Origin of the sequence: uncultured Gemmiger sp. (assembly GCF_934561205.1) — a bacterium.
Classification (GTDB): Bacteria; Bacillota; Clostridia; order Oscillospirales; family Ruminococcaceae; genus Gemmiger.
The window spans coordinates 1-20,782 of the sequence record NZ_CAKTFU010000024.1 but is presented as its reverse complement, the minus strand read 5'-3'; the positions used below and the strand labels follow the sequence as shown (position 1 = coordinate 20,782).

The following is a 20,782-nucleotide window of genomic DNA, read 5'->3' as shown; positions in this document are numbered from 1 at the left end:
GCGGGACAGCTTGATTATATTACCACAGGTAGTCGTACTTTGTCAACAGGTTTTTTGAATTTTTTGACAAATTTCGGACGGAATTTTTGGGCAGTGTGTATATTGTGGTTTTGTTGACGGATAAGCACAATTTGTGGGGAAGGTTGCGGGAATGGCAAGATATAAACCGTAAGGTTGCGGGTTACGAAAACCCGCGGGCGGGGCATGCCCCGCCCCTACGTTACCTATTTATATAGTCAGTTTCCGGGATATTTGTAGGGGACGCATACATGCGTCCCGTGCGTTTTACCCGTTAGGTTGCGTTAGCGGGACGGCTGCAGCGGGCGGCATATATGCCGCCCCTACGGAGTACCCGCAAAATTGATATTGCCGCAAAGTTCCCCCTCATCAGTCACCTGCGGTGACAGCTTCCCCCAAAGGGGGAAGCCATACGAGCGGGTTACCCGCAATGTCGCTATTGCCGTATACTCGCGGGCGGGGCATGCCCCGCCCCTACCGGTTGGTGTTGATACAGAGTTGTAATGTGTGGTGATACGGCATATGACCCTATCAGGCAGCGGCGCGAATTTGCTATTGAAAACAGATTGACAAAACAAAAGGCCCGATGCCTAAGCATCGGACCGGAAGGTTACAGCTTTGAGATTTATGCCTTGTCGGGGACAGTGTACTTGTCGCCACTGCCATTTGCATCATAGGTGCAGGTAAAGCCACTCTGGGTGACAGTTGCACCCGTTACATGACCCTTGCCATCAATTTTTACGGTAATCGCGGTCACGCCGTTGACAAACTTGTACACAGGAGTTGTATCAGCAGTTTTCGTTGCAATTTCTGCCAGAACCGCAATATTTTTAATGTCGATACCATCAACAGCCTCCTTCGTGCCGGTAGCTGCATCGCCCGTGGTGCCTTTCTTCAAGTCCAACGTAAACTCGGTTCCGTTATTCAGCTTACCGTCAGCCTTCAGGCCGTACTTTTCGGATGCCTCGGTCTGGGCGGCCATGACGACCATGCGGGTGGTGGCGATGACCTTTTCCTTGTTGGCCTTGTCGATGTAGCCGGTCAGGGCGGGCACCAGCAGGGCTGCCAGAATGGCCAGGATGACCAGAACGACGATCAGCTCAACCAGGGTGAAGCCCTTCTGGTTCTTCATCTTACGAATCTTCTCGAACATGATAATTCCTCCATTTATTTGCACGCTTTCGTCCGCGTGCGTTTCTTATATTTATTATAATACAAACCCCTGCTATTTTGCAACAGCCATTTTATTTTTTCGCAAAAATTATTTGATTTTCGACGATTTTCCCCCATGAACTGCCGCAAAGGCTATTCTTTTCACCGACAAATAACACGCGATGCATTAAAAAGAGCAAAAAGCGGGCAAAAACGCAACATTTCGGGCTGTATTGTTATGCGATGTTACGCTTGTATTGTATGGAGCGCACATATTTTGCGGTGGCATTGTCCGTGGTCTGTATCCGCAAAACAAAAGGCCCGATGCCTAAGCATCGGGCCGGAAGATTATGTTGTGGTGATATTAGCTGCGGGTATCGGTAACCGTGTACTTATCCTCACCAGTACTAGGAGTGGCCTTATAGATGCACTTGAAACCGCTCTGCTCAACCTCTGCTTGAGTAACATGACCCTTCTTGTCGTAGGTCACAGAAATTTTCGTCACACCATTCACAAAGTTAGCGTCTTTGTCAGCAACCTCTGCCAACTTGGCAATCTGGTCAATGTCAATACTATCGGAAACACCGTTTGTACCGCCAGTCTTTGTCGCCGCCTTAGCCAAAGTAACAGGAGTAAGTTCCCCGCTGGCCTTCAGGCCGTACTTCTCGGAAACCTCGGTCTGGGCGGCCATGACGACCATGCGGGTGGTGGCAATGACCTTTTCCTTGTTGGCCTTGTCGATGTAGCCGGTCAGGGCGGGCACCAGCAGGGCTGCCAGAATGGCCAGGATGACCAGAACGACGATCAGCTCAACCAGGGTGAAGCCCTTTTGGTTCTTCATCTTGCGAATCTTCTCGAACATGATAATTCCTCCATTTTTTTGCACACTTTCGTCCGTGTGCTTGTAATACTTATAATATAACACAAATATCCGACATTTTGCAAGAACCTTTGCGCATTTTCGCAAAAAATATTTGTTATTGGCAAAACGGGGTTGATTGATTCCGAATCAGGTTATATTCGGGGGATAAATTTCCGCGCGGTTGTGCGCCCACGGCGGAAAAACGGCCAAAAACGACCATTTTACGTTGTATTGTTATACGGCGCATCGATAGCCGAGGATAAACCATACATATTTTGCGGTCGGCGTGGTGGGCAGGTGGGCAGGGGCGGGGTGTGTCCCCCACACAGCGTGTACCTATTTATATATATAATATATATAGGGATTTTGGCAAGGTGGTGCCGAGCCGTTATGTTGTTGGAGCCGTTAGCTTGCGGGCGGGGCATGCCCCGCCCCTACGAGTTACGGTAGGATGCGTGTTTTACAGGGGCGGCGGGCGGTGGTTTCAACGTGAAAAGGAGGGTTCAAGACCCCTCCCTACAAGTAATCGGATGAAAAGCGGTTGTAGGCAAAGCACCTATTTCCGGCAGGTTTGTAGGGGACGCATACATGCGTCCCGTGCGGTTTGCCCGTTAGGTTGCGTTGTCGGGACGGCTGCAACGGGCGGCATATATGCCGCCCCTACGGCCTACCTGTAATGTTGTTATTGCCGTAAGGCAGCAAGGAGGGGTCAAGACCCCTCCCTACGATACAGAACCGTAATGTTGCTGGAACCGTTGGCTTGCGGGCGGGGCATGCCCCGCCCCTACCTGCGCTCATGAAAAACAAAAAACGCCAGATTCATTAGAATCTGACGTTTTTTCGCCGGTTCTGACAGCCAACTGTCTGGTCCGAGTGGCGAGAGTCGAACTCACGGCCTCTTGAACCCCATTCAAGCGCGCTACCAAACTGCGCTACACCCGGTCATCACTGGGCTGTCTCGAATCAGCTTGTTTATTATAGCTGATAGGGCGGAAAATGTCAACAGGTTTTTTCGATTTTTTTAGAAAAAGTTAAAATTCATCGCATCTTCGGCAAACATTTTGCAAAATCAACCTATGATACCATGCCCTGCAACAAACAAATCGGCAGCCGCTGTGCAGCGGCTGCCGATGCTTATTCTTCTATGGTGATTTTGGTGATGACAGGCATGTCGATTGGTTTATTCCAAGTTTCGGCACCGTAGGTGGGTTGGCTGGCGATGGCATCCAGCACCTCAAAGCCGCTTTCCATCTCGCCAAAGGCCGCGTAGCGGCCGTCCAGCTTGGAGGCGTCCTTGTGCACCACAAAAAACTGGGTGCCGGCGGTGTCGGGGTCATCGTCACGCGCCATCGACAGTGCACCGCGGATATGTTTCAGCGGGTTGGGTACACCGTTTTCGGCAAACTCCCCTTTTATGTGCCAATCGCTGTCGGTCATGATGTCATTGTCCGGCGAGCCGCCCTGAATGACATAATCCTTAACGATGCGGCACCAGCACAGGCCGTCGTAAAAGCCGCTTTTTGCGACCTTGACGAAGTTGGCCACCGTGATGGGTGCGAACTCCGGATACAGCGTGAACACCATATCCCCGAAGCCCTTCGTTTCAATGATACAGCGCATCAGGAAACCTTCACATCCTTGAAGTACAGACCACCGGAGGCATTCATAAAGTAGCCGCTGATGTTGTCGTGCATGAGGTAGCTGTTGGACTTATAGTACAGCGGCAGGCAGGCGTAATCATTGGAGACAATGGCATCGGCCTGCATGGTCAGCTCGGCTGCCTTGGCGGGGTCGCTCTCAGTCATGACCTGCTCGACCAATGCGTCATAGTCGGCGTTGGAGTAGAAGGCGTTGTTGGTGGAGTCACCGGTCTTGAACAGGGGCAGGAAGCTCATGGGGTTGACATAGTCAGCGCTCCAACCCATGGCGCAGACCTCGTAATCGCCCTTGACGACGCTGTCGTAGAAGATGCCCCAGTCGGCAGAGGAGACTTCCACGTTGATGTTCAGGTTGTTCTTGAACATTTCGGCCATAGCCTCGACGATCTTCTTGACGGTGTCGTTGTCATAGTAGCTCAGGTGCAGCGTGGGGAAGCCTTCGCCGTTGGGGTAGCCGGCCTCGGCCAGTGCAGCCTGTGCAGCCTCGACATCGGCGGTGGCGGACAGGCCGTAGTCGCTGCGGCCCTCGGTGATGTCCTTGCCGTCCACAACGTAGCCGGGAGCCAGGAAGCTGTAAGCGGGCTGGGCGTCGACCTGTACCACGTTGTCGATGATGGACTGGCGGTCAATGGCCAGGCAGAGCGCCTTGCGGACCAGAGGATCGTCAAACGGGGCGGCAGAGCAGTTGATGTTGTAGTAGACGGTGCCGTAGCTGGGGGAAGTCTGCACACCGGCCTTGTCGGCCTTCAGGCGGGCGTAGTCGGAGGACGGAATGGAGATAACGCCGTCGACCTCGCCGGACTCATAGGCGGTCAGGGCGGTGGCCTGGTCGAGGACATAGCGGAAGGTCAGCTTGTCCAGCGTGACGTTGTCGGCATTCCAGTAGTTCTCGTTCTTTTCAAGGATGACGTTCTCGTTCATGCTCATGCCGGTGACCTTGAAGGGGCCGTTGCCGACATAGGTCTCTGCCTTGGTGGACCAGGCATCGCCGTTGGCCTCAACGGTGGCCTTCTGGATGGGGTCATAGACCCACATGCTCAGCACGTCGATGAAGTAGGAGGTCGGCTGCTTGAGGGTGATCTCCAGCGTTTTGGCGTCAACAGCCTTTACGCCGAGGTCCTCGGCCGTGCCGGTGCCGTCGTAATATTCCTGCGCACCCTTGATGTAATCGGTGACCATGCTGACGTACTGGGCGCCGGTGGCGGGGGTCAGTACATGCTGAATGGAGTAGACAAAGTCGTCGGCGGTCAGGTCGGTGCCGTCGCTCCATTTCAGGCCGTCACGCAGGTGGAAGGTGTAGGTCAGGCCGTCATCGCTGATATCCCACGTTTCGGCACTGCCGGGCACAACGGCACCGGTGCTGTCATAGGTGACCAGACCTTCAAAGCAGTTCAGAATTACATACTGCGCAAAGGAGTTGTTGGTCACGGTGGGGTCCAGACCGTCCGGAATGTTGTTCAGCACAAACGTCATTTCCTGGGCGGCGGGTTCTGCCGAGGTCGCTGCGGAGGCAGGCTCACTGGAGGCAGTGCCGGAGACATCGGCGATGTTCTGGGGCTGGCTGTTGCCGCCGCATGCACTGAGCAGCGAAACAGCCATGGCGCCGGCAAGTACGGCGCTGAAAGCTTTCTTTTTCATGATATTCCCTCTCTCTAAAGTTGTATGTTTAACGCGAAATGCGGTAAACCTTAGTATAGGTGGCAGGCCACAAAGTGTCCGGGGGCGGCCTCCTTCATGGCGGGGGTCTGCTCGGCGCAGATGGGCTTGGCGTAGGGGCAGCGGGTGCAGAATCGGCAGCCGGGTTTCGGGTTGACCGGGCTGGGCAGGTCGCCCTCGATACCGGCGCTTTCCTGCGCGCGGGCCAGCTTGGGGTCGGCCACCGGGATGCAGCTCAGAAGTCCCTGTGTGTAGGGGTGCAGTGGGTGGTCGTAGATTTCCTTAGCCTCGCAGGTCTCGACAAGCTGCCCCAGGTACATGACGCCCACATCGTCCGATACATAACGCACCATCGACAAATCATGGGCAATGAACAGATAGGACGTGCCCTCGGCCTGCTGGTAGTCGCGCAGCAGGTTGACGACCTGCGCCTGAATGGAAACGTCCAGCGCCGAGATCGGCTCGTCGCAGATGACGAGTTCGGGGTTCAGCACAAGGGCGCGGGCAATACCGACGCGCTGACGCTGACCGCCGGAAAACTCATGCGCATAGCGGCCCGCGTGCTCGGCGGTAAGGCCCACACGCTCCAGCATGGCAAAAATTTTATCGTCCATGTCATGGCGGGAGCTGCAGACGTGGTGGGCTTTCAGCGGCTCGGCAATGATGTCCCGCACCGTCATGCGGGCGTTCAGCGATGCGTAGGGGTCCTGAAAAATCATCTGCATTTTGCGGCGGATGGGCTGCAGTTGGCGCTGGCTCATGTGGGCGATGTCCTGCCCGTCCAGCAAAATTTTGCCGGCGCTCGGCTCATAGATACGGATGACCGTGCGCGCGCAGCTGCTTTTGCCGCAGCCGGACTCCCCCACCAGGCCAAAGGTACGGCCGCGGCGCAACGTAAAGCTGACATCGTCCACGGCGTGGACTTCGGCCTTGCCGCCCGCCGGGAAAAACTTTGTCAGGTGTTCGACCTGCAAAATGGGCTGTTCCATTTACTGTGCGCCTCCTTTCGCCTTGGCCAGTTTTTCATGCAGGGGGTTGCCCTCGGTCGGGGCGTCGGGCTGCAAAAGCCAGCAGCGGGCGCTGCGGCTGCCCACCTCCACAAAGGGCGGGCACTCCTGCGCGCAGATGTTGCGGGCATAGGCGCAGCGGGAGGCAAAGGGGCAGCCCTGCGGCGGGCGGGTCATGTCGGGCGGGCTGCCGGGTATGGATTGCAGGCGCTCGCTTTTGTCCTGGTTCAGCCCCGGCACCGATGCCAGCAGCCCCATGGTGTAGGGGTGCAGCGGGTTTTCAAACAGGTCGTTGATATTGGCCTGTTCCATGACCAGACCGCCGTACATGACGACCACACGGTCGCAAAGCTCGGCCACAACGCCCAAATCATGGGTGATAAAGATAATGCTGGTGCCGTATTCCTGCTGCAAAGCGCGCATCTGGCGCAAAATCTGATGCTGTATCGTCACATCCAGCGCCGTGGTCGGTTCGTCGGCAATCAGCAGGTCGGGGTGGTTGGCAAGCGCCATGGCGATCATAACGCGCTGGCGCATACCGCCCGAAAACTCGTGCGGGTAGGCCTTCAGCCGCTTTTCAGCTTCGGGGATGCGCACGTCCTTGAACAGCTGCAGGGTTTTTTCCTTCAGCTCGTCGGCCTTGATGTCGGGGTGGTGCACCCGAATCATCTCGGCCACCTGCTTGCCCACCGGAATCAGCGGGTTCAGGCTGGACATGGGGTCCTGGAACACCATGGCAATTTTTTGGCCGCGGATCTCGCGCATTTGGCGGTCGCTGACCTTGGTCAGGTCGGCCCCCTCAAACTCTATTTTGCCGCTTTTGATGCGGGCGGTGTCCGCCAGCAGACGTAGGACAGACATTGACGTAACGCTTTTGCCGCTGCCGCTCTCACCCACGATGCCCAGAATTTCGCCCTTATGCACCGTAAAGCTGACGCCGCGCACGGCCTGTACTTCCCCGGCCGAGGTCATAAACGAGGTTTTCAGATCCTCGACGCGTAAAATCGGTTCGCTCATTGGGATTCCCCTTACTTTTTCAATTTCGGGTCCAGCGCATCGCGCAGACCGTCGCCCACAAAGTTGAAGGCAAACATGATGGCGCAGATCATCAGCGCCGGGAACAGCAATTCATGCGGGCTGGTGCGCAGGTTGGCCGAGGCATCGTTGCACATTGTGCCAAGGCTGGCCAGCGGGGGCTGCAGGCCGATGCCGAGATACCCCAAAAACGCCTCCATAAAAATGGCGGAGGGGATCAGCATCGTCATGGTGACCAAAATCGAGCCAAGCGCATTGGGGATCAGGTGCTCGAACAAAATCGTCTTGGGCGAGGAGCCGATGGTCTTGGCAGCCAGCACGAACTCCTGCTGTTTCAGGCTTAAAATCTGCCCGCGCACAACGCGCGCCATGTCCACCCAGTAGACGCTGCCCAGCGCCACGACGATGCTCTGCAAGCCGGAGCCAAGCACCTGCATGATCAGAATCACATACAGGGTCAGCGGAATGGTGGAGATAATGTCCACGATGCGCATCATCACGGTGTCAACGGTGCCGCCCGCATACCCGGCAATGCCGCCGTACAGAATGCCGATGACCATGTTGACCAGCGTGGCCATCAGGGCGACCATAAGCGAAATGCGGGTGCCGTACATCAAGCGGGTCAGCACATCACGGCCCAGAGAGTCGGTGCCCAGCAGGTACGAGCCGTTGTGGATATACCGCGAGGGGTAGATGTTACCGGTGGTCTCGTCCGCCACAACGTAGGTACTGCCGCCGTAGTACAGCGCCACCTCGGTGCCGCCGGCATCGTAGATGGTCATGCTTTTGGCGTCCTCCTCACGCACGCGCTTGAGCTGCCCCTGCAGCTTGCCGTTCTCGTCCACACGAACGAGCTTGAGCGCCGTGGTTATATAAAGGTAGCCGCCGTCCGGTGCCTGATAGACCTTCATGACCGGCGGGATGTTGACGACGTCCAGATTTTGCTGGGCATAGTCATACGCGGTAAAAAGCGGACCGACCAGCGCAAACAGCGCCAATACCACAATCAGGATAAATCCGGCGATCGCCGTGGGCTTGTGCCGAAAGCGGAACCAGACGTCCCCGGCAAAGGTGCGGCTTTTTGACCAGATCTTTTCGCGGTCGGCGGCCTGCGCTGCCAGCGGTTCCCATTTGTTTTGTGCGGTAATTTCTGCCATGATTTCCCTCTCCCCCAAAATTATGCGTCAAACTGGATGCGTGGGTCGATCAGGCAGTAAAAGACATCGACCAGCAGCACCATCGCCATCAGGAACGCCGCAAAAAAGACCGTGACGCCCATAATGGTGGTGTAATCGCGCTGTGTAACGCTGTTGACAAAATAGTATCCGATACCGGGAATCGCAAAGATTTTTTCAATGACAAAGCTGCCGGTCAAAAGCCCCGCTACCGTAGGCCCCAGCACCGTGATGACAGGGATCAGCGCATTGCGCAGCGCATGTTTGGTGACAACGGCAAATTCCGTCAGCCCCTTGGCGCGGGCCGTGCGGATGTAATCCTGCCCCATGACCTCCAGCAGGCTGGAGCGCATCAGACGCGCCATATAACTGACCGAGTAACCGCCCATGGCCACAACGGGCAGAATGTAGCTTTTCCAGCTGTCAAGGCCGAAGGTGGGCAGGACGTTCAGCTTAAAGGCAAACACATAGATCAGCACCGAGGCAATGACGAAGGACGGTATCGTGACGCCGATGGTCGCCACCGCCATGAGCAGCATATCCTGCCAGCGGTTGTTTTTCAGCGCCGCCAGAATGCCCATGGGAATACTGGTCAGCAGTACGAACACCAGCGTGACCAAGCCCAGCCTGGCGGACACCGGTGCGCCCGTGGCGATAAAATCGTTGACCGTCTTACCTGTATATTTATACGAAGGTCCCAAATCACCGTGCAGCAGGTTGCCCAGATAATTGACAAACTGCACCGGCATCGGCTGATCCAACCCATACTTGGCCTCCATGGCGGCCAGGACCTCCTCGGACATGCCCTTGGGGTTGGTAAACGGCCCACCGGGTATTGCGTGCATCAGGGTAAATGTCAGCAGTATGATCATAAACATAGCCACCAGCATGGTTCCGATGCGTTTTAAGATGAATTTCAGCATTTGGTTTCCCCTCTTTTTCGCCAAACGATACATTGCCTGTGTTCTGCGCAGCGGGAAAACGTTTGCCCACGGCGCACATTTGTTTTTAGCATAAAGGCGCCGCCTGAATTATAGAACGGCGCCTCGCTGCGTGAACATGTGGGTATTATACACCGAACGGAAACGATTGTCACCCTTTTTTGCAAGAAAATACACGATTCTGTACGGTTGCACAAAGAACTTCCCACCTTGCCCATACCTTTTGTACTTTAATGCCCTAAAGTGATTTGTGTGTCAATTTTAACAATATATTATTGCAGATTACGCAACACATAAAATAGTCTGTTTGCCCTTCCGTCCTGACGCAGCTGCGGCCGTCAGGGTCGGCAAAATGCCGCGTCTGCAAGTGTTTGCGTTTTTTCTTGCACAAACGCAGAATTTGCGCTATACTGATACTGTTTGCAATGAATTTTCAGAGGGAGTTAAAATTTATGGGAATGACCTATGTTACCGAGCTGCCGACGCCCAATGTGATCCGGCACCAATTTCCCCTGGCTGCGGAGCTAATCGAGCGCAAAAAAGCCCGCGACGAGGAAATCAAAAAAATCATTACCGGCGAGAGCGATAAATTTCTTGTGCTGGTCGGCCCCTGCAGCGCCGACAACGAGGACGCTGTTGTGGACTATGTGTCCCGCCTGATGCCCGTGCAGGAGCGCACGGCCGACCGTTTGGTCATTGTGCCCCGCATCTACACCAACAAGCCCCGCACCACCGGCGAGGGGTACATGGGCATGATCCACCAGCCCGACCCCGAAAAAAAGCCCGACATGCTGGAGGGTATTCTGGCCATACGCCATATGCACATGCGTGTTTTGCAGGAGACAGGCTTTTCCACCGCCGACGAGATGCTGTACCCCGATAACCTGGATTATCTGTCCGACATTATGTCCTACATTGCCGTGGGTGCGCGCTCGGTCGAAAACCAGTTTCACCGCCTTGTCGCGGCGGGCTGCGACGTCCCCGTGGGCATGAAAAACCCCACCAGCGGCGACTTGACCGTTATGCTGAACAGCGTTGTGGCTGCCCAGGTCCCCCACGACTTTATCTTCCGCGGGTGGGAGGCCCAGTGCCCCGGCAACCCGCTGGCCCACACCATCCTGCGCGGCGCAGTCAACAAGCACGGCCAGACCATTCCCAACTACCATTACGAGGATCTGCGCCTTCTGAACGAGCTGTACCTGCAGCGCGGCCTGCAAAACCCTGCCTGCATCGTGGACACCAACCACAGCAATTCCGGCAAGATGTATCGGGAGCAGATCCGCATTGCCAAGGAGGTTCTGCACAGCCGCCGCCACAGCAGCGACATCAGCCGCCTGGTCAAGGGCCTGATGATCGAAAGCTACATCGAGCCGGGCAGCCAGAAAATCGGCGAGCACTGCTACGGCAAAAGCATCACCGATCCCTGCCTGGGCTGGGAGGATACCGAAAAGCTGCTATACGAAATCGCCGAGCTGGCTTGATTTAAGATCTACCTATTATAATAAGAAGCAAGGGAAGGCTGCGGCTTTCCCTTGTTTTGTTGTTATCCACGGCACAATTCGCCGTGGATTTTTTGCGTCGCGGGTTGTTATTCGCAGCACAGTTTGCGCGTCAACCGTTGTTATCGGCAGCACAATTGGCGGGTTGTTATTCACGACACAGTTTGGATTTTCCAGGCGAGGGTTGTTATTCCCGACACAGGGCAAAACCGTTGTTATTTACGGCACATTTCCCCTTTTTGCACGGAAAACCGGGTTGTTATCGACGGCACAGTTTGGTTTTGGGTTGTTATTCCCGGCACAATTTGCAGGGGTTGTTATCGGCAGCACATTTGGCGGAAAAACCGGCAAACCCTCGCCTGTTGGTTATCGATACACCGCTGCATTTTTGCGCTGGAGTTGTTATTCACGGCACAGTTTCAAGTGTTGTTAAACACGGCACAGTTTGGGATTTCCCTGTTGTTATTTACAGCACATTTTGTTTTTGGGTTGTTATTCTCGGCACAATTCAAAAACTGTTGTTATTTACGGCACAATTCAAAAAAATCCCCTGTTGTTATTCACGACACAGTTTCGGCTTGGGTTGTTATTCTCGGCACAGTTGTGGTGGGTTGTAAGCGCGGACACAATTTGTGGTGGCTCTGTGCAGAATGCCAACGGTTGTTATTCACGACACAGTTGGGAATTTTTGTTGGGGGGTTGTTATGCTGCGCACAATTTTCCCTTGTGTTGTTATCTTTGGCACAGTTTGCCCCGTTGTTAGGCACGGCACATTGTTTGGCCGCGCACAGTTGTGTGGTTATGCCCGGCACAAAACCCTTGTTATGCCCGGCACAATTCGGTTGTTATCCACGGCACAGTTCATCCTATTTTCTAAAATAATAAAAGCTCTAAGAGAGTAAAATCCGACAAACGGGGATTTTCGGCGCAAAACAGGAAATGTGCCGAATGTTACAATAATTGACAAACAAGGCACAATCTGCTATGATTACAGACAATGTTGAACTTTGGAAATCCAGAAAACGATCGAGGTATGCCGTATGGCCACGAATGACAGCCAAATCCCCGAAAATCCGCAGCCGGAAGTGTCGGACAAGATGGTCCCTGTGGCGACCTTCAGCGGGCGCGGCGGGCAGACCATTGTGCGCAAGAGCAATGATCTGATCCAGAACGCCATGTACAGCCTGACACTGAGCCAGCAAAAGCTGATGCTGCACATCTTTGCGATGATCAAGCCCAGCGACACCGAGCTGCCCCGTTACGAGATGTCCATCTACGAGTTTTTGAAGCTCTGCGGCGTCGACCCGCACAACGGCTCGATGTACAAGCAGGTCAAAAAGAACATTGAGGATATCGCCAACGCCAAGGTACAGTGGATCCGCTTGGCGGGCACGCAGAAAATCACGATGTTCCGCTGGCTGAGTTCCGCCACCATCGACGAGGGAACGGGCAAGATCGTGCTGACGCTGGATCAATCGCTGAAGCCGCATCTGATCCAGCTCAAAGAGTTCTACACCACGATGAACATCACCTACACCCTGCCGATGAAAAGCCAGTACAGCCTGAAAATTTACGAGCTGTGCAAGAGCTACCAGAACCTGTATCTGAGCAAAAAGCAGAAGGGCGAGCCGCTGGTGTGGAACATCGACACGCTGAAAAAGCAGGTGGACTGCAACGCCGCCAACTGGGCGCATGTGCGCCGCACCGTGCTGGACAAGGCGAAAAGTGAGATCAACGGCCATACCGACATCTTTTTTGACTACGAGGTCTACGAAAAAGACCGCCAGCGCGTGATCGCCATTGCCGTGACCATCGAGCCGGTGGACGAACAGGTGGCCGATAACAAGCTGGAGGAAATCACCAAGTCCATGTCCAGGAAGATGCGCAAGCGCAAGATGGAGATGGACTACGGCACGCTGGACGACGACCCGGATGTACTGACGCTGGAATATGTCTCGGTGCCGGAGACGACGATCCCCTATTCCTACGGTGCTACGCCGGAATTGTTGGCGCGGGAGATCGAGGTCAAGGCGGAGATCGAAAAGCTGGCCAAGACCCTGATGCCCGACGAGATGGCCGCCGTGCATACGATGATCGACACGATGGCCAAGATGGCGGGCAAGGGCGGCGCCAACGACAAGATGATCGACGGCGGCAACGCGCTGTTCTTCCAGACGATGAACAACGTCATCGACAACTGCGGCGGGCTGCGCCGCTGGTTTGAGGGCGTTGCCAACCGCTACGCCATGCGGGTCATCCCCACCGCGCGCACCAAAAATGCTCCCCTGCCCTACCTGTACAAGGCCATCCTGGAGGATCTGGAAAACTACCGCATCTATGTGGTGGGCGGTGTGCCCGAACAGCTGACCGAGGAAGCCCCGCCGCCGGAAAAGCCGGATATCGTGGAGGCGGATTTTGTCGAGACAACCGCCGAGCCTGCGCAGGATATGCTGAATTACACAGACGCCGAGACGAAAAAATCCATGCTGGCGGCGCTGAACCGCTATACCGACCTGGACGAGTTGAGCGTAAAGCTGACCACCGGGCAGATGGAGGCGCTGGACGATATTTTGCAGATGACGGCATATTTCTGCCGCCGCAACGTAAAAGGCAAGGACGACGGCATGATGGACGGCAAGGCCAACATGCAGTTTATCGGCGCGCTGAATAAGGTGATCGGCCGCTACGGCGGGCTGACCCCGCTGTTTGAGGCGATGGCCGTGATGATGGACTACGATACCTACTGGAAAGAATTGATGAAAAACCCCCGCATCAAGAACCCCAAGCTGGTATTCCAGGCCGAGGTGGAAAAGGCGCTTTTGATGCCGGCCGCCGTGATGGCGGAGCACAACGCCCGCAAGGAACAGGGCGGCAGCCGTCCCCCGAAAAAGGGTTTCAGCTGGCTGGATGAGTTTGAGGACAGATAAGAAACCGCGCCCCCGCCGAGCAACGGCGGGGGTGTTTTGTGACCTGCCCTTACCGCCGGCAGGCAAAAAAGCCGTTGCCGCGGTCGCAGGCGGCGTAAAACACCTCGCTGCGCTGGCCGATGCCCGCAGCGTGCAGCTGCGCATCCAGCCAGGAAAGCGTGCGCCCGGCTGCCTTGAGGTTGTCCTGCATGGTGCGGCCGTCCAGAATCAGATCGTACCACGGCGAGGCGGGCTGCGGATGCAGCTGCAGATCCGTGGGTGTTGCGGGGCGCGTATCGCTTTTGGGCAAAAAGCTGATCTGGCCGCTGTTTTCCAGCAAAGCGGTCTGGATGTCGTTCAGATCGAAGTACCCGGCGATGCGTGCCTGGGCCAGAAACTCGTTGATGTCAATGTTGGCGCGGGACAGATTTTCCTTGAAAATCGTGCCTTCGTCCATTAAAATCAGGGTGCGGCCGTTCCAGAAGCTGCGCATGGCAATGCTTTTGCAGGAGGATACCTGCACGGCCCAGGTCACGGCGCCGTACACCAGCAGGGCGGTAAAGGGGCGGTACCACTGCTCCAGATTGGTGGCCATCTCGGCCGCGATGGAGCCGATGGTGACCGCGTTGAGGTAGTCGAACGGGCTGAGCTGGGCGATCTGCCGCTTACCGCCCGCCCGCGTCAGAAAAAACATGACTGCGATGGAAAACAGGCTGCACAGCGCCACCTTGCCGATATCCGCAAAAACCTGCTGCATAAAACGCGCCTCCTTTTATGGGGGCTAGTATATGCCGATTTTGCAATTTTATACGTTGGAACGGTTTTTATCCCCCGCCCCGTGCCGATTTTGGCGCGGGGCGGCATTTTTTGCCGACCTCTTGCGTTTTTTGCGAAAATACGCTACAATATACAATACCTATATCATAGGGTATTGCTGCATATTTTTAGCGTGTGCGGCCACGGCCCATAGGGAAAGCAAAGCAAAAAGAAGGAGATGCAGCGGTGCAGACCGTATTTTTTATCAACCCTACGGCGGGCAGCAAAAATGCAGCGGAGGAGCTTGTGCCGAAGATTCGGGCGGCCGCCCGAAATACAGGTGTTCCCGTGGAAATCTACGAGACGGCCTATGCCGGGCAGGCCCGCGAGATGGCCGAAAAATACGCGGCAGGCGGGCAAAAGGTACATCTGTTTGCCTGCGGCGGCGACGGCACCCTGAACGAGGTTTTGCAGGGTGTGGCCGGGTATGCCAACGCGGCGGTGGGCTGTGTGCCCTGCGGCAGCGGCAACGACTATGTGCGCAATTTCGGCACAGCGGCGGATTTTTTGGATATCGAGGCCCAGCTGCAGGCAAAAGAGGTACAGTCCGACCTGATCCGCAGCACCCAAGGCTACGGCATTGATATTTTTGCCGCCGGTATCGACGCGCAGGTCGCCAACGGCATCCCCAAATGGCGGCGTGTCCCCTTCTGCGGCGGCAGCACGGCGTACACCCTCTCCATTCTGGAGGCGGTGTGCAGCTCGTTCCGGCATCGGCTGCGCATCCGTGCCGACCATATCGACATAGAAGGCACCTTTATGATGCTGGCCGTCTGCAACGGTCAGCAGTACGGCGGCGGCTATTGTGCCGCCCCCAACGCCCGCATGGACGACGGCTTGCTGGATGTGGTTCTTTTGAAGCCTGTGCCCCGCATACGATTACCGGGGCTGCTGGGTGCGTACAAAAAGGGCGCGCATCTTCTGCCCGACGATACCATTACCGAACCGTTTGCGCCGTACATGACGTTTTTCCGCACAAAGAGTATTGATATACGCGTGCAGGACAACCGCCCGCTGATCACCACCCTGGACGGCGAGTGTTCGCCCCAGCGGCATATCCGCGCCGAGGCGGTGCCGGGGGCCGCTACCCTGCTGCTGCCCCGCGGCGTCTGCACCGAAAACCGCGTTTTACAGACCATAGGAGAATAAGCAAATGTCCGAAAAAGTAAAAATCAAAATTGCCCGCAATGTGGTGCACCTGCCGGTCATTGCCCTGCGCGGGCTGGTGGTCTTTCCCAACAATGTTGTACATTTTGAGGTGGGCCGCGAAAAATCCATCGCCGCCATTGAGGCCGCCATGCACGGCAACAGCAGTGTGTTTCTGGTGGCCCAGCAGGAGATGGACACCGAGGAACCCAACCGCGAGGATCTGTATGCCTACGGTGTGATCGCCGACATCAAGCAGGCGCTGCGCGTGTCAGACGATCTGGTCAAGGTGCTGGTCGAGGGCAAGACCCGCGCCCGCCTGCTGGAACTGGAAACCGAGGGCAAGTACCTGCAGGCATCGGTGCGCCCGGCCCCCGTGCGGGGCATCGCCGCCGACAAGCGTACCCAGTGCGAGGCGCTGGTGCGCAGCCTGAAGGACAGCTTTGAGGAGTATCTCTCCTTCAGCCCGCAGCTGTCCAAGGATGTGGTGTACAACATCCTTTCCTCCGACAATCCGCTGTTTTTGAGCGAGTATATGCCCGCCAACCTTCTGCTGCGCTACGAGGATAAGCAGACCATCCTGAACGAGACCGGCCTGCTGAACCGTCTGGAAAAGCTGCTGACCATTCTGCGCGAGGAGTGCCAGGTTCTGGAGATCGAGCGTGACCTGGATGAAAAGGTCAATGCCCAGATGGATAAGGGTCAGCGCGAATACTACCTGCGCGAGCAGATGCACATTATCAGCGAGGAACTGGGCGATGCCGAGGACACCCGCGCCGAGGCCGACAACTACCGCCGCAAGATCGAGGAGCTGCAGCTGGAGCCGGACACCGCCGAAAAGCTGCTGAAGGAGTGCGACCGCCTGGCGCGTATGCAGAGCAGCGCCCCCGAGACCGGCGTGATCCGCAATTATCTGGACACCTGCCTGTCTTTGCCGTGGCACACCGCGACCGAGGACGATCTGGATCAGGCGCATGCCCGCAAGGTGCTGGATCAGCAGCACTACGGCCTGCAGAAGGTCAAGGAGCGTATCCTGGAAATTCTGGCGGTGCGCAAGCTGAACAGCGACGTCAAGGGGCAGATCCTTTGCCTGGTCGGGCCTCCGGGCGTGGGCAAAACGAGCATTGCGCACTCGGTCGCAGACTGCATGGGCCGCAAGTTTGCCCGCATGAGTCTGGGCGGCGTACATGACGAGGCCGAAATTCGCGGCCACCGCCGCACCTACATCGGCGCTATGCCCGGCCGCATCATCAGCGCCATGATCACCGCCAAGAGCGCGAACCCCGTGATCCTGCTGGACGAGATCGACAAGCTGGCGGGCGACTACAAGGGTGACCCCTCCAGCGCGCTGCTGGAGGTGCTGGACCCCGAACAGAACCGCACTTTCAAGGATAATTATCTCGATATACCGTTTGATTTGAGCGAGGTACTGTTCATCACCACCGCCAACGATGCCTCGACCATTCCCGGCCCGTTGTACGACCGTATGGACGTCATTGAGCTGCCCAGCTATACCCGCACCGAAAAATTCAACATCGCCAAGCGCCACCTGCTGCCCAAGCAGCTGAAGAACAACGGCTTGGAGGGTCACGTCACGATGACGACCTCGGCGCTGTATGAGATCATCGACGGCTACACCCGCGAGGCGGGTGTGCGCAATCTGGAGCGCACGATCACCTCGGTGCTGCGCAAGTGCGCCCAGAAGATCGCCGCCGGTGAAAGCGAGAAGATCAGCATCTCCGCCTCCGCCGTCAAGCAGCTGCTGGGTCCCGAAAAGGTCAAGCCGACCTTTATCTCCCGCAAGGACACCGTGGGTATTGCCAACGGTCTGGCGTGGACGAGTGTCGGCGGCGAGATGCTGCCCGTGGAGGTGGCCGTCATTCCCGGCGGCAGCGGCAAAATTGAAATTACCGGCAGCCTGGGCGATGTCATGAAGGAGAGCGCCCAGCTGGCTGTCAGCTATGCCCGCGTTCACGGTGAGCAGTACGGCATTGCCGCCGACAAGCTGAAAACGCTGGATATCCATATCCATGCCCCCGAGGGCGCAGTGCCCAAGGACGGCCCCTCGGCCGGTGTGACGCTGACCACGGCGCTGATCTCGGCGCTGTCGGGCTACCCTGTGCGCCACGACCTGGCGATGACCGGCGAAATTACCCTGCACGGCAACGTGCTGCCCATCGGCGGCCTGAAGGAAAAGAGCATGGCCGCCTACCGTGAGGGCATTTCCACGGTGCTGATCCCCAAGGACAACGCCGTGGACCTGCACGAGGTGGACGACGAGGTCAAGGAGAAGGTCAAGTTTATTGCCGTGGAGCAGCTTTCGCAGGTGCTGAAGCATGCGCTGATCATGCCGGGGCAGACGGCAAGCCGCACAGCCCCCGCCGTGCCCGCCGCCACCAGCCTGATCGCCGGCGAAAAAGCCACCAAGGAACCCTCGGCCGTGATGTAAAGGAACGACTATGAATTACAATAAAAGTGAATTTATGGCAAGCTACGGCTTATCCCGCCAGCTGCCCGAGAGCGACCGCCCGGAGATCGTGTTTTCCGGGCGAAGCAACGTGGGCAAGTCGAGCCTGATCAACAAGCTGTGCAACCGCAAAAATCTGGCGCGCGTCAGTGCCACCCCCGGCAAGACCGCGACCATCAATTTTTACCGCATTGACACGGCATACTTTGTCGATCTGCCCGGCTACGGCTACGCCAAGGTATCCAACGCCGAGCGCGACCGCTGGGACGAACTGATCAACAGCTACTTTGAGGCGGATCGCGCGGTCTGCCTGCTGGTGCAGCTGCTGGACAGCCGCCATGCCCCCAGCGCCGACGACGTCCAGATGCTGGAATATCTGCACTACCATAACATTCCCTTTGTGGCGGCGCTGACCAAGGCCGACAAGCTGAAAAAGAGCCAGCTGGAAGCCACCAAGCAGGAATTTGAACGTATCTGCGCGCCTTATGGCTGCAAGCAGGTGTTTTTGACCAGCGCCGAAAGCGGCTATGGCATGGAGGAATTGCGTGCGCTTTTGAACGAAAGCGCCCAAGGGTGAGCCAGATGGCGTACAATGAATTTGCCTATTTTTACGATGAACTGAACAGCGAGGCCGACTACGATGCGCTGTACCGCTATGTCTGCGGTGAGCTGACCGCCCACGGTGTGACCGACGGCATTGTGGCGGATTTCGGCTGCGGCACGGGCGAGCTGACCCTGATGCTGGCGCAGGCCGGCTATGATATGATCGGCATTGACCGCAGCGAGGAAATGCTGAGCGTGCTGCGCGAAAAGGCGGAGGAACTGGGCGTTCTGCCCCGCCTTTTGCTGCTGCGCCAGGATCTTTTGGAGCTGGACTTGTACGGCACCATCCGCGCGGCGGTGTCCACCTTTGATACCTACAACCACATCGGCCCCCTGCCCCGCTTTGAGGCAGCGCTGCGAAAAGCCGCCTATTTTATGGAAAAAGACGGCGTATTTCTGTTTGATTTGAACACACCCTATAAACATAAATCCATATTGGCAGACCGGACCTTTGACATTGAGGCCGAGGACGCCGCCTGCCATTGGACCAACCGCTATGACGAGGAAACCGGGCGCGTGGACATTGCCATTGACATCGACTACGCCGAAACCGGCGAGCATTTCCGCGAGACATTCAGCGAGTACAGCTACCCGCTGGACACCGTCTGCACCCTGCTGCGCCGATACGGGCTGGAGCCTGTCAAAATTGCCGACGGCGAGGATTTCGGACCCGTGCGCGAGGATTCGCCCCGGTGGATCATCACGGCGGTAAAACAGTACACACAGGAGGAAAACTCTGATGGAACAGAATCATAATATGCTGCGCGGCATTTCGGAAAACGGCGGCATTGTATTTTACGGTGTGGACTCCACCGAGATCGTGCGCGAGATGGAGCGCCTGCACAAGACCAGCGCCGTGACCACCGCCGCGCTGGGACGCCTGCTGACGGCGGCCTCCATTATGGGCATTATGCTGAAAAGCACGCAGGACTCGGTGACCGTGCAGATCAAGGGCGGCGGCCCCGCAGGCCGTCTGGTGGCGGTCAGCGACGGTACCGGCAACGTCAAGGGCTATATCGAGAACCCCATTGTCGAGCTGCCCCCGCGCGCCGACGGGCATCTGGACGTGGGCGCAGCCGTCGGCAAGGACGGCACCATTGACGTCATCCGCGACTTGGGGATGCGCGAGCCGTACATCGGTCAGGTGCCGCTGACCAGCGGCGAGATCGCCGAGGACGTGACCACCTACTTTGCCGTGAGCGAGCAGGTACCCACCGTCTGCGCCTTGGGCGTGCTGGTGGACAAGGATCTGAGCGTGCGCTGTGCGGGCGGCTTTGTGGTGCAGCTGCTGCCCGGTGCCACCGACGCCGAGATCGACCTGCTGGAAAAGAATATCCGCGCCATGCCCAGCGTGACTGCCATGCTGGAGCAAGGTATGACCGTGCGCGATATGCTGGACCTGGCGCTGAAGGGCTTTGCCCCCGACATTCTGGACAGCTACCATGTCACCTACCGCTGCGACTGCAGCGAGGAGCGGGTGAAAAAAATGATCCGCAGCCTGGGCAAAAAAGAGGTGGAAACCCTGCGGGACGAGGACCCCATTGCCGAGGTGGACTGCCAGTTCTGCGACAAAAAGTACCGCGTGGACCTGAACGAGCTGCTGGAAAACTGGCCGGAAACCGAAAAAAACGACGAAAATAAGTAAAAAAGTAAAAAACTTCAAAAAAGTTCAAAATTTTGGAGAAAAACGCTTGACAAATCGGCCGGGATTGGATATAATAATACCCGTCGCCCGGAGAGATGCCGAGCAAACCTCTCCAAAACATGCGGCCGTAGCTCATCTGGTAGAGCGCCACCTTGCCAAGGTGGAGGTAGCGAGTTCGAGCCTCGTCGGCCGCTCC

General features: G+C 56.8%; 16 protein-coding genes and 2 tRNA genes. 8 read left to right on the top strand and 10 right to left on the bottom strand.

Annotation, left to right across the window (positions count from 1 at the left end):
- Positions 1-643 precede the first annotated feature (643 nt).
- The 9 genes from Q0I19_RS11155 to Q0I19_RS11115 all read right to left on the bottom strand — a co-directional run bounded on the left by Q0I19_RS11155 (position 644) and on the right by Q0I19_RS11115 (position 9,486).
- Complete coding sequence (locus Q0I19_RS11155; RefSeq protein ID WP_294761647.1) at positions 644-1,171, bottom strand: type II secretion system protein; 528 nt, start codon at positions 1,169-1,171, stop codon at positions 644-646.
- A gap of 363 nt (positions 1,172-1,534) precedes the next feature.
- A complete protein-coding gene (locus Q0I19_RS11150; protein WP_294761649.1) occupies positions 1,535-2,032 on the bottom strand; it encodes a type II secretion system protein in 498 nt (165 codons plus the stop codon).
- A gap of 865 nt (positions 2,033-2,897) precedes the next feature.
- Positions 2,898-2,974 (bottom strand) — tRNA-Pro (locus tag Q0I19_RS11145).
- Positions 2,975-3,166: 192 nt separating this feature from the next.
- Positions 3,167-3,652 (bottom strand): peptidylprolyl isomerase, encoded by a 486-nt coding sequence (locus Q0I19_RS11140; RefSeq protein ID WP_294761652.1) that lies wholly within the window; start codon positions 3,650-3,652, stop codon positions 3,167-3,169.
- Positions 3,652-5,328: a peptide ABC transporter substrate-binding protein gene (locus Q0I19_RS11135; protein ID WP_294761653.1), complete on the bottom strand. Its 1,677-nt coding sequence runs from the start codon at positions 5,326-5,328 to the stop codon at positions 3,652-3,654. Before Q0I19_RS11135 ends, Q0I19_RS11140 begins: the two co-directional genes overlap by 1 nt.
- Positions 5,329-5,378: 50 nt before the next feature.
- Positions 5,379-6,335 carry an oligopeptide/dipeptide ABC transporter ATP-binding protein gene (locus tag Q0I19_RS11130; RefSeq protein WP_294761655.1) on the bottom strand — a complete coding sequence of 319 codons (957 nt, stop codon included), beginning with the start codon at positions 6,333-6,335 and terminating at the stop codon, positions 5,379-5,381.
- Positions 6,336-7,370 (bottom strand): ABC transporter ATP-binding protein, encoded by a 1,035-nt coding sequence (locus Q0I19_RS11125; RefSeq protein WP_294761658.1) that lies wholly within the window; start codon positions 7,368-7,370, stop codon positions 6,336-6,338.
- Positions 7,371-7,381: 11 nt separating this feature from the next.
- Positions 7,382-8,545: an ABC transporter permease gene (locus Q0I19_RS11120; protein WP_294761660.1), complete on the bottom strand. Its 1,164-nt coding sequence runs from the start codon at positions 8,543-8,545 to the stop codon at positions 7,382-7,384.
- A gap of 20 nt (positions 8,546-8,565) precedes the next feature.
- Positions 8,566-9,486, bottom strand: a complete 921-nt coding sequence (locus Q0I19_RS11115) for an ABC transporter permease (protein ID WP_294761662.1) — start codon at positions 9,484-9,486, stop codon at positions 8,566-8,568.
- 470 nt (positions 9,487-9,956) lie between these two features.
- On the opposite strand from Q0I19_RS11115, the gene Q0I19_RS11110 reads away from it, so the two are divergent.
- Both Q0I19_RS11110 and Q0I19_RS11105 read left to right on the top strand, forming a co-directional pair.
- On the top strand, positions 9,957-10,985 hold the full coding sequence (locus Q0I19_RS11110; protein ID WP_294761663.1) for a 3-deoxy-7-phosphoheptulonate synthase: 1,029 nt from the start codon (positions 9,957-9,959) through the stop codon (positions 10,983-10,985).
- Positions 10,986-12,043: 1,058 nt separating this feature from the next.
- Positions 12,044-13,930 (top strand): replication initiation protein, encoded by a 1,887-nt coding sequence (locus Q0I19_RS11105; RefSeq protein ID WP_294761667.1) that lies wholly within the window; start codon positions 12,044-12,046, stop codon positions 13,928-13,930.
- A gap of 49 nt (positions 13,931-13,979) precedes the next feature.
- Here Q0I19_RS11105 and Q0I19_RS11100 read toward each other — a convergent pair whose 3' ends face one another.
- Positions 13,980-14,666, bottom strand: coding sequence for a DUF421 domain-containing protein (locus Q0I19_RS11100; protein WP_294761670.1), 687 nt, complete (start codon positions 14,664-14,666; stop codon positions 13,980-13,982).
- 245 nt (positions 14,667-14,911) lie between these two features.
- Between Q0I19_RS11100 and Q0I19_RS11095 the strand changes: the two genes are divergently transcribed.
- From Q0I19_RS11095 to Q0I19_RS11070, 6 genes are all read left to right on the top strand, one after another.
- The gene (locus Q0I19_RS11095; protein ID WP_294761671.1) at positions 14,912-15,874 is read left to right on the top strand and encodes a diacylglycerol kinase family protein; all 963 of its coding nucleotides are present in this window, start codon (positions 14,912-14,914) and stop codon (positions 15,872-15,874) included.
- 4 nt (positions 15,875-15,878) lie between these two features.
- Complete coding sequence (lon, locus tag Q0I19_RS11090; RefSeq protein WP_294761673.1) at positions 15,879-18,320, top strand: endopeptidase La; 2,442 nt, start codon at positions 15,879-15,881, stop codon at positions 18,318-18,320.
- 10 nt (positions 18,321-18,330) lie between these two features.
- Positions 18,331-18,915 carry a ribosome biogenesis GTP-binding protein YihA/YsxC gene (yihA, locus tag Q0I19_RS11085; RefSeq protein WP_294761674.1) on the top strand — a complete coding sequence of 195 codons (585 nt, stop codon included), beginning with the start codon at positions 18,331-18,333 and terminating at the stop codon, positions 18,913-18,915.
- A gap of 5 nt (positions 18,916-18,920) precedes the next feature.
- Positions 18,921-19,697, top strand: coding sequence for a class I SAM-dependent methyltransferase (locus tag Q0I19_RS11080; protein ID WP_294761676.1), 777 nt, complete (start codon positions 18,921-18,923; stop codon positions 19,695-19,697).
- The gene (gene hslO, locus Q0I19_RS11075) at positions 19,681-20,586 is read left to right on the top strand and encodes an Hsp33 family molecular chaperone HslO (RefSeq protein ID WP_294761678.1); all 906 of its coding nucleotides are present in this window, start codon (positions 19,681-19,683) and stop codon (positions 20,584-20,586) included. The genes Q0I19_RS11080 and hslO overlap by 17 nt, the downstream gene beginning before the upstream one ends.
- A 121-nt stretch (positions 20,587-20,707) precedes the next feature.
- Positions 20,708-20,780: transfer RNA gene (locus Q0I19_RS11070), tRNA-Gly, on the top strand.
- Positions 20,781-20,782 lie beyond the last annotated feature (2 nt).

Bases quoted from the DNA above. Each gene is read 5' to 3' on its own strand.
- Q0I19_RS11105 (WP_294761667.1), top strand. From the start codon at position 12,044: ATGGCCACGAATGACAGCCAAATCCCCGAAAATCCGCAGCCGGAAGTG.
- Q0I19_RS11100 (WP_294761670.1), bottom strand. From the start codon at position 14,666: ATGCAGCAGGTTTTTGCGGATATCGGCAAGGTGGCGCTGTGCAGCCTG.
- Q0I19_RS11120 (WP_294761660.1), bottom strand. From the start codon at position 8,545: ATGGCAGAAATTACCGCACAAAACAAATGGGAACCGCTGGCAGCGCAG.
- Q0I19_RS11150 (WP_294761649.1), bottom strand. From the start codon at position 2,032: ATGTTCGAGAAGATTCGCAAGATGAAGAACCAAAAGGGCTTCACCCTG.
- Q0I19_RS11115 (WP_294761662.1), bottom strand. From the start codon at position 9,486: ATGCTGAAATTCATCTTAAAACGCATCGGAACCATGCTGGTGGCTATG.
- Q0I19_RS11080 (WP_294761676.1), top strand. From the start codon at position 18,921: ATGGCGTACAATGAATTTGCCTATTTTTACGATGAACTGAACAGCGAG.
- Q0I19_RS11130 (WP_294761655.1), bottom strand. From the start codon at position 6,335: ATGGAACAGCCCATTTTGCAGGTCGAACACCTGACAAAGTTTTTCCCG.
- hslO (WP_294761678.1), top strand. From the start codon at position 19,681: ATGGAACAGAATCATAATATGCTGCGCGGCATTTCGGAAAACGGCGGC.
- yihA (WP_294761674.1), top strand. From the start codon at position 18,331: ATGAATTACAATAAAAGTGAATTTATGGCAAGCTACGGCTTATCCCGC.
- Q0I19_RS11135 (WP_294761653.1), bottom strand. From the start codon at position 5,328: ATGAAAAAGAAAGCTTTCAGCGCCGTACTTGCCGGCGCCATGGCTGTT.
- lon (WP_294761673.1), top strand. From the start codon at position 15,879: ATGTCCGAAAAAGTAAAAATCAAAATTGCCCGCAATGTGGTGCACCTG.
- Q0I19_RS11155 (WP_294761647.1), bottom strand. From the start codon at position 1,171: ATGTTCGAGAAGATTCGTAAGATGAAGAACCAGAAGGGCTTCACCCTG.
- Q0I19_RS11110 (WP_294761663.1), top strand. From the start codon at position 9,957: ATGGGAATGACCTATGTTACCGAGCTGCCGACGCCCAATGTGATCCGG.
- Q0I19_RS11140 (WP_294761652.1), bottom strand. From the start codon at position 3,652: ATGCGCTGTATCATTGAAACGAAGGGCTTCGGGGATATGGTGTTCACG.
- Q0I19_RS11125 (WP_294761658.1), bottom strand. From the start codon at position 7,370: ATGAGCGAACCGATTTTACGCGTCGAGGATCTGAAAACCTCGTTTATG.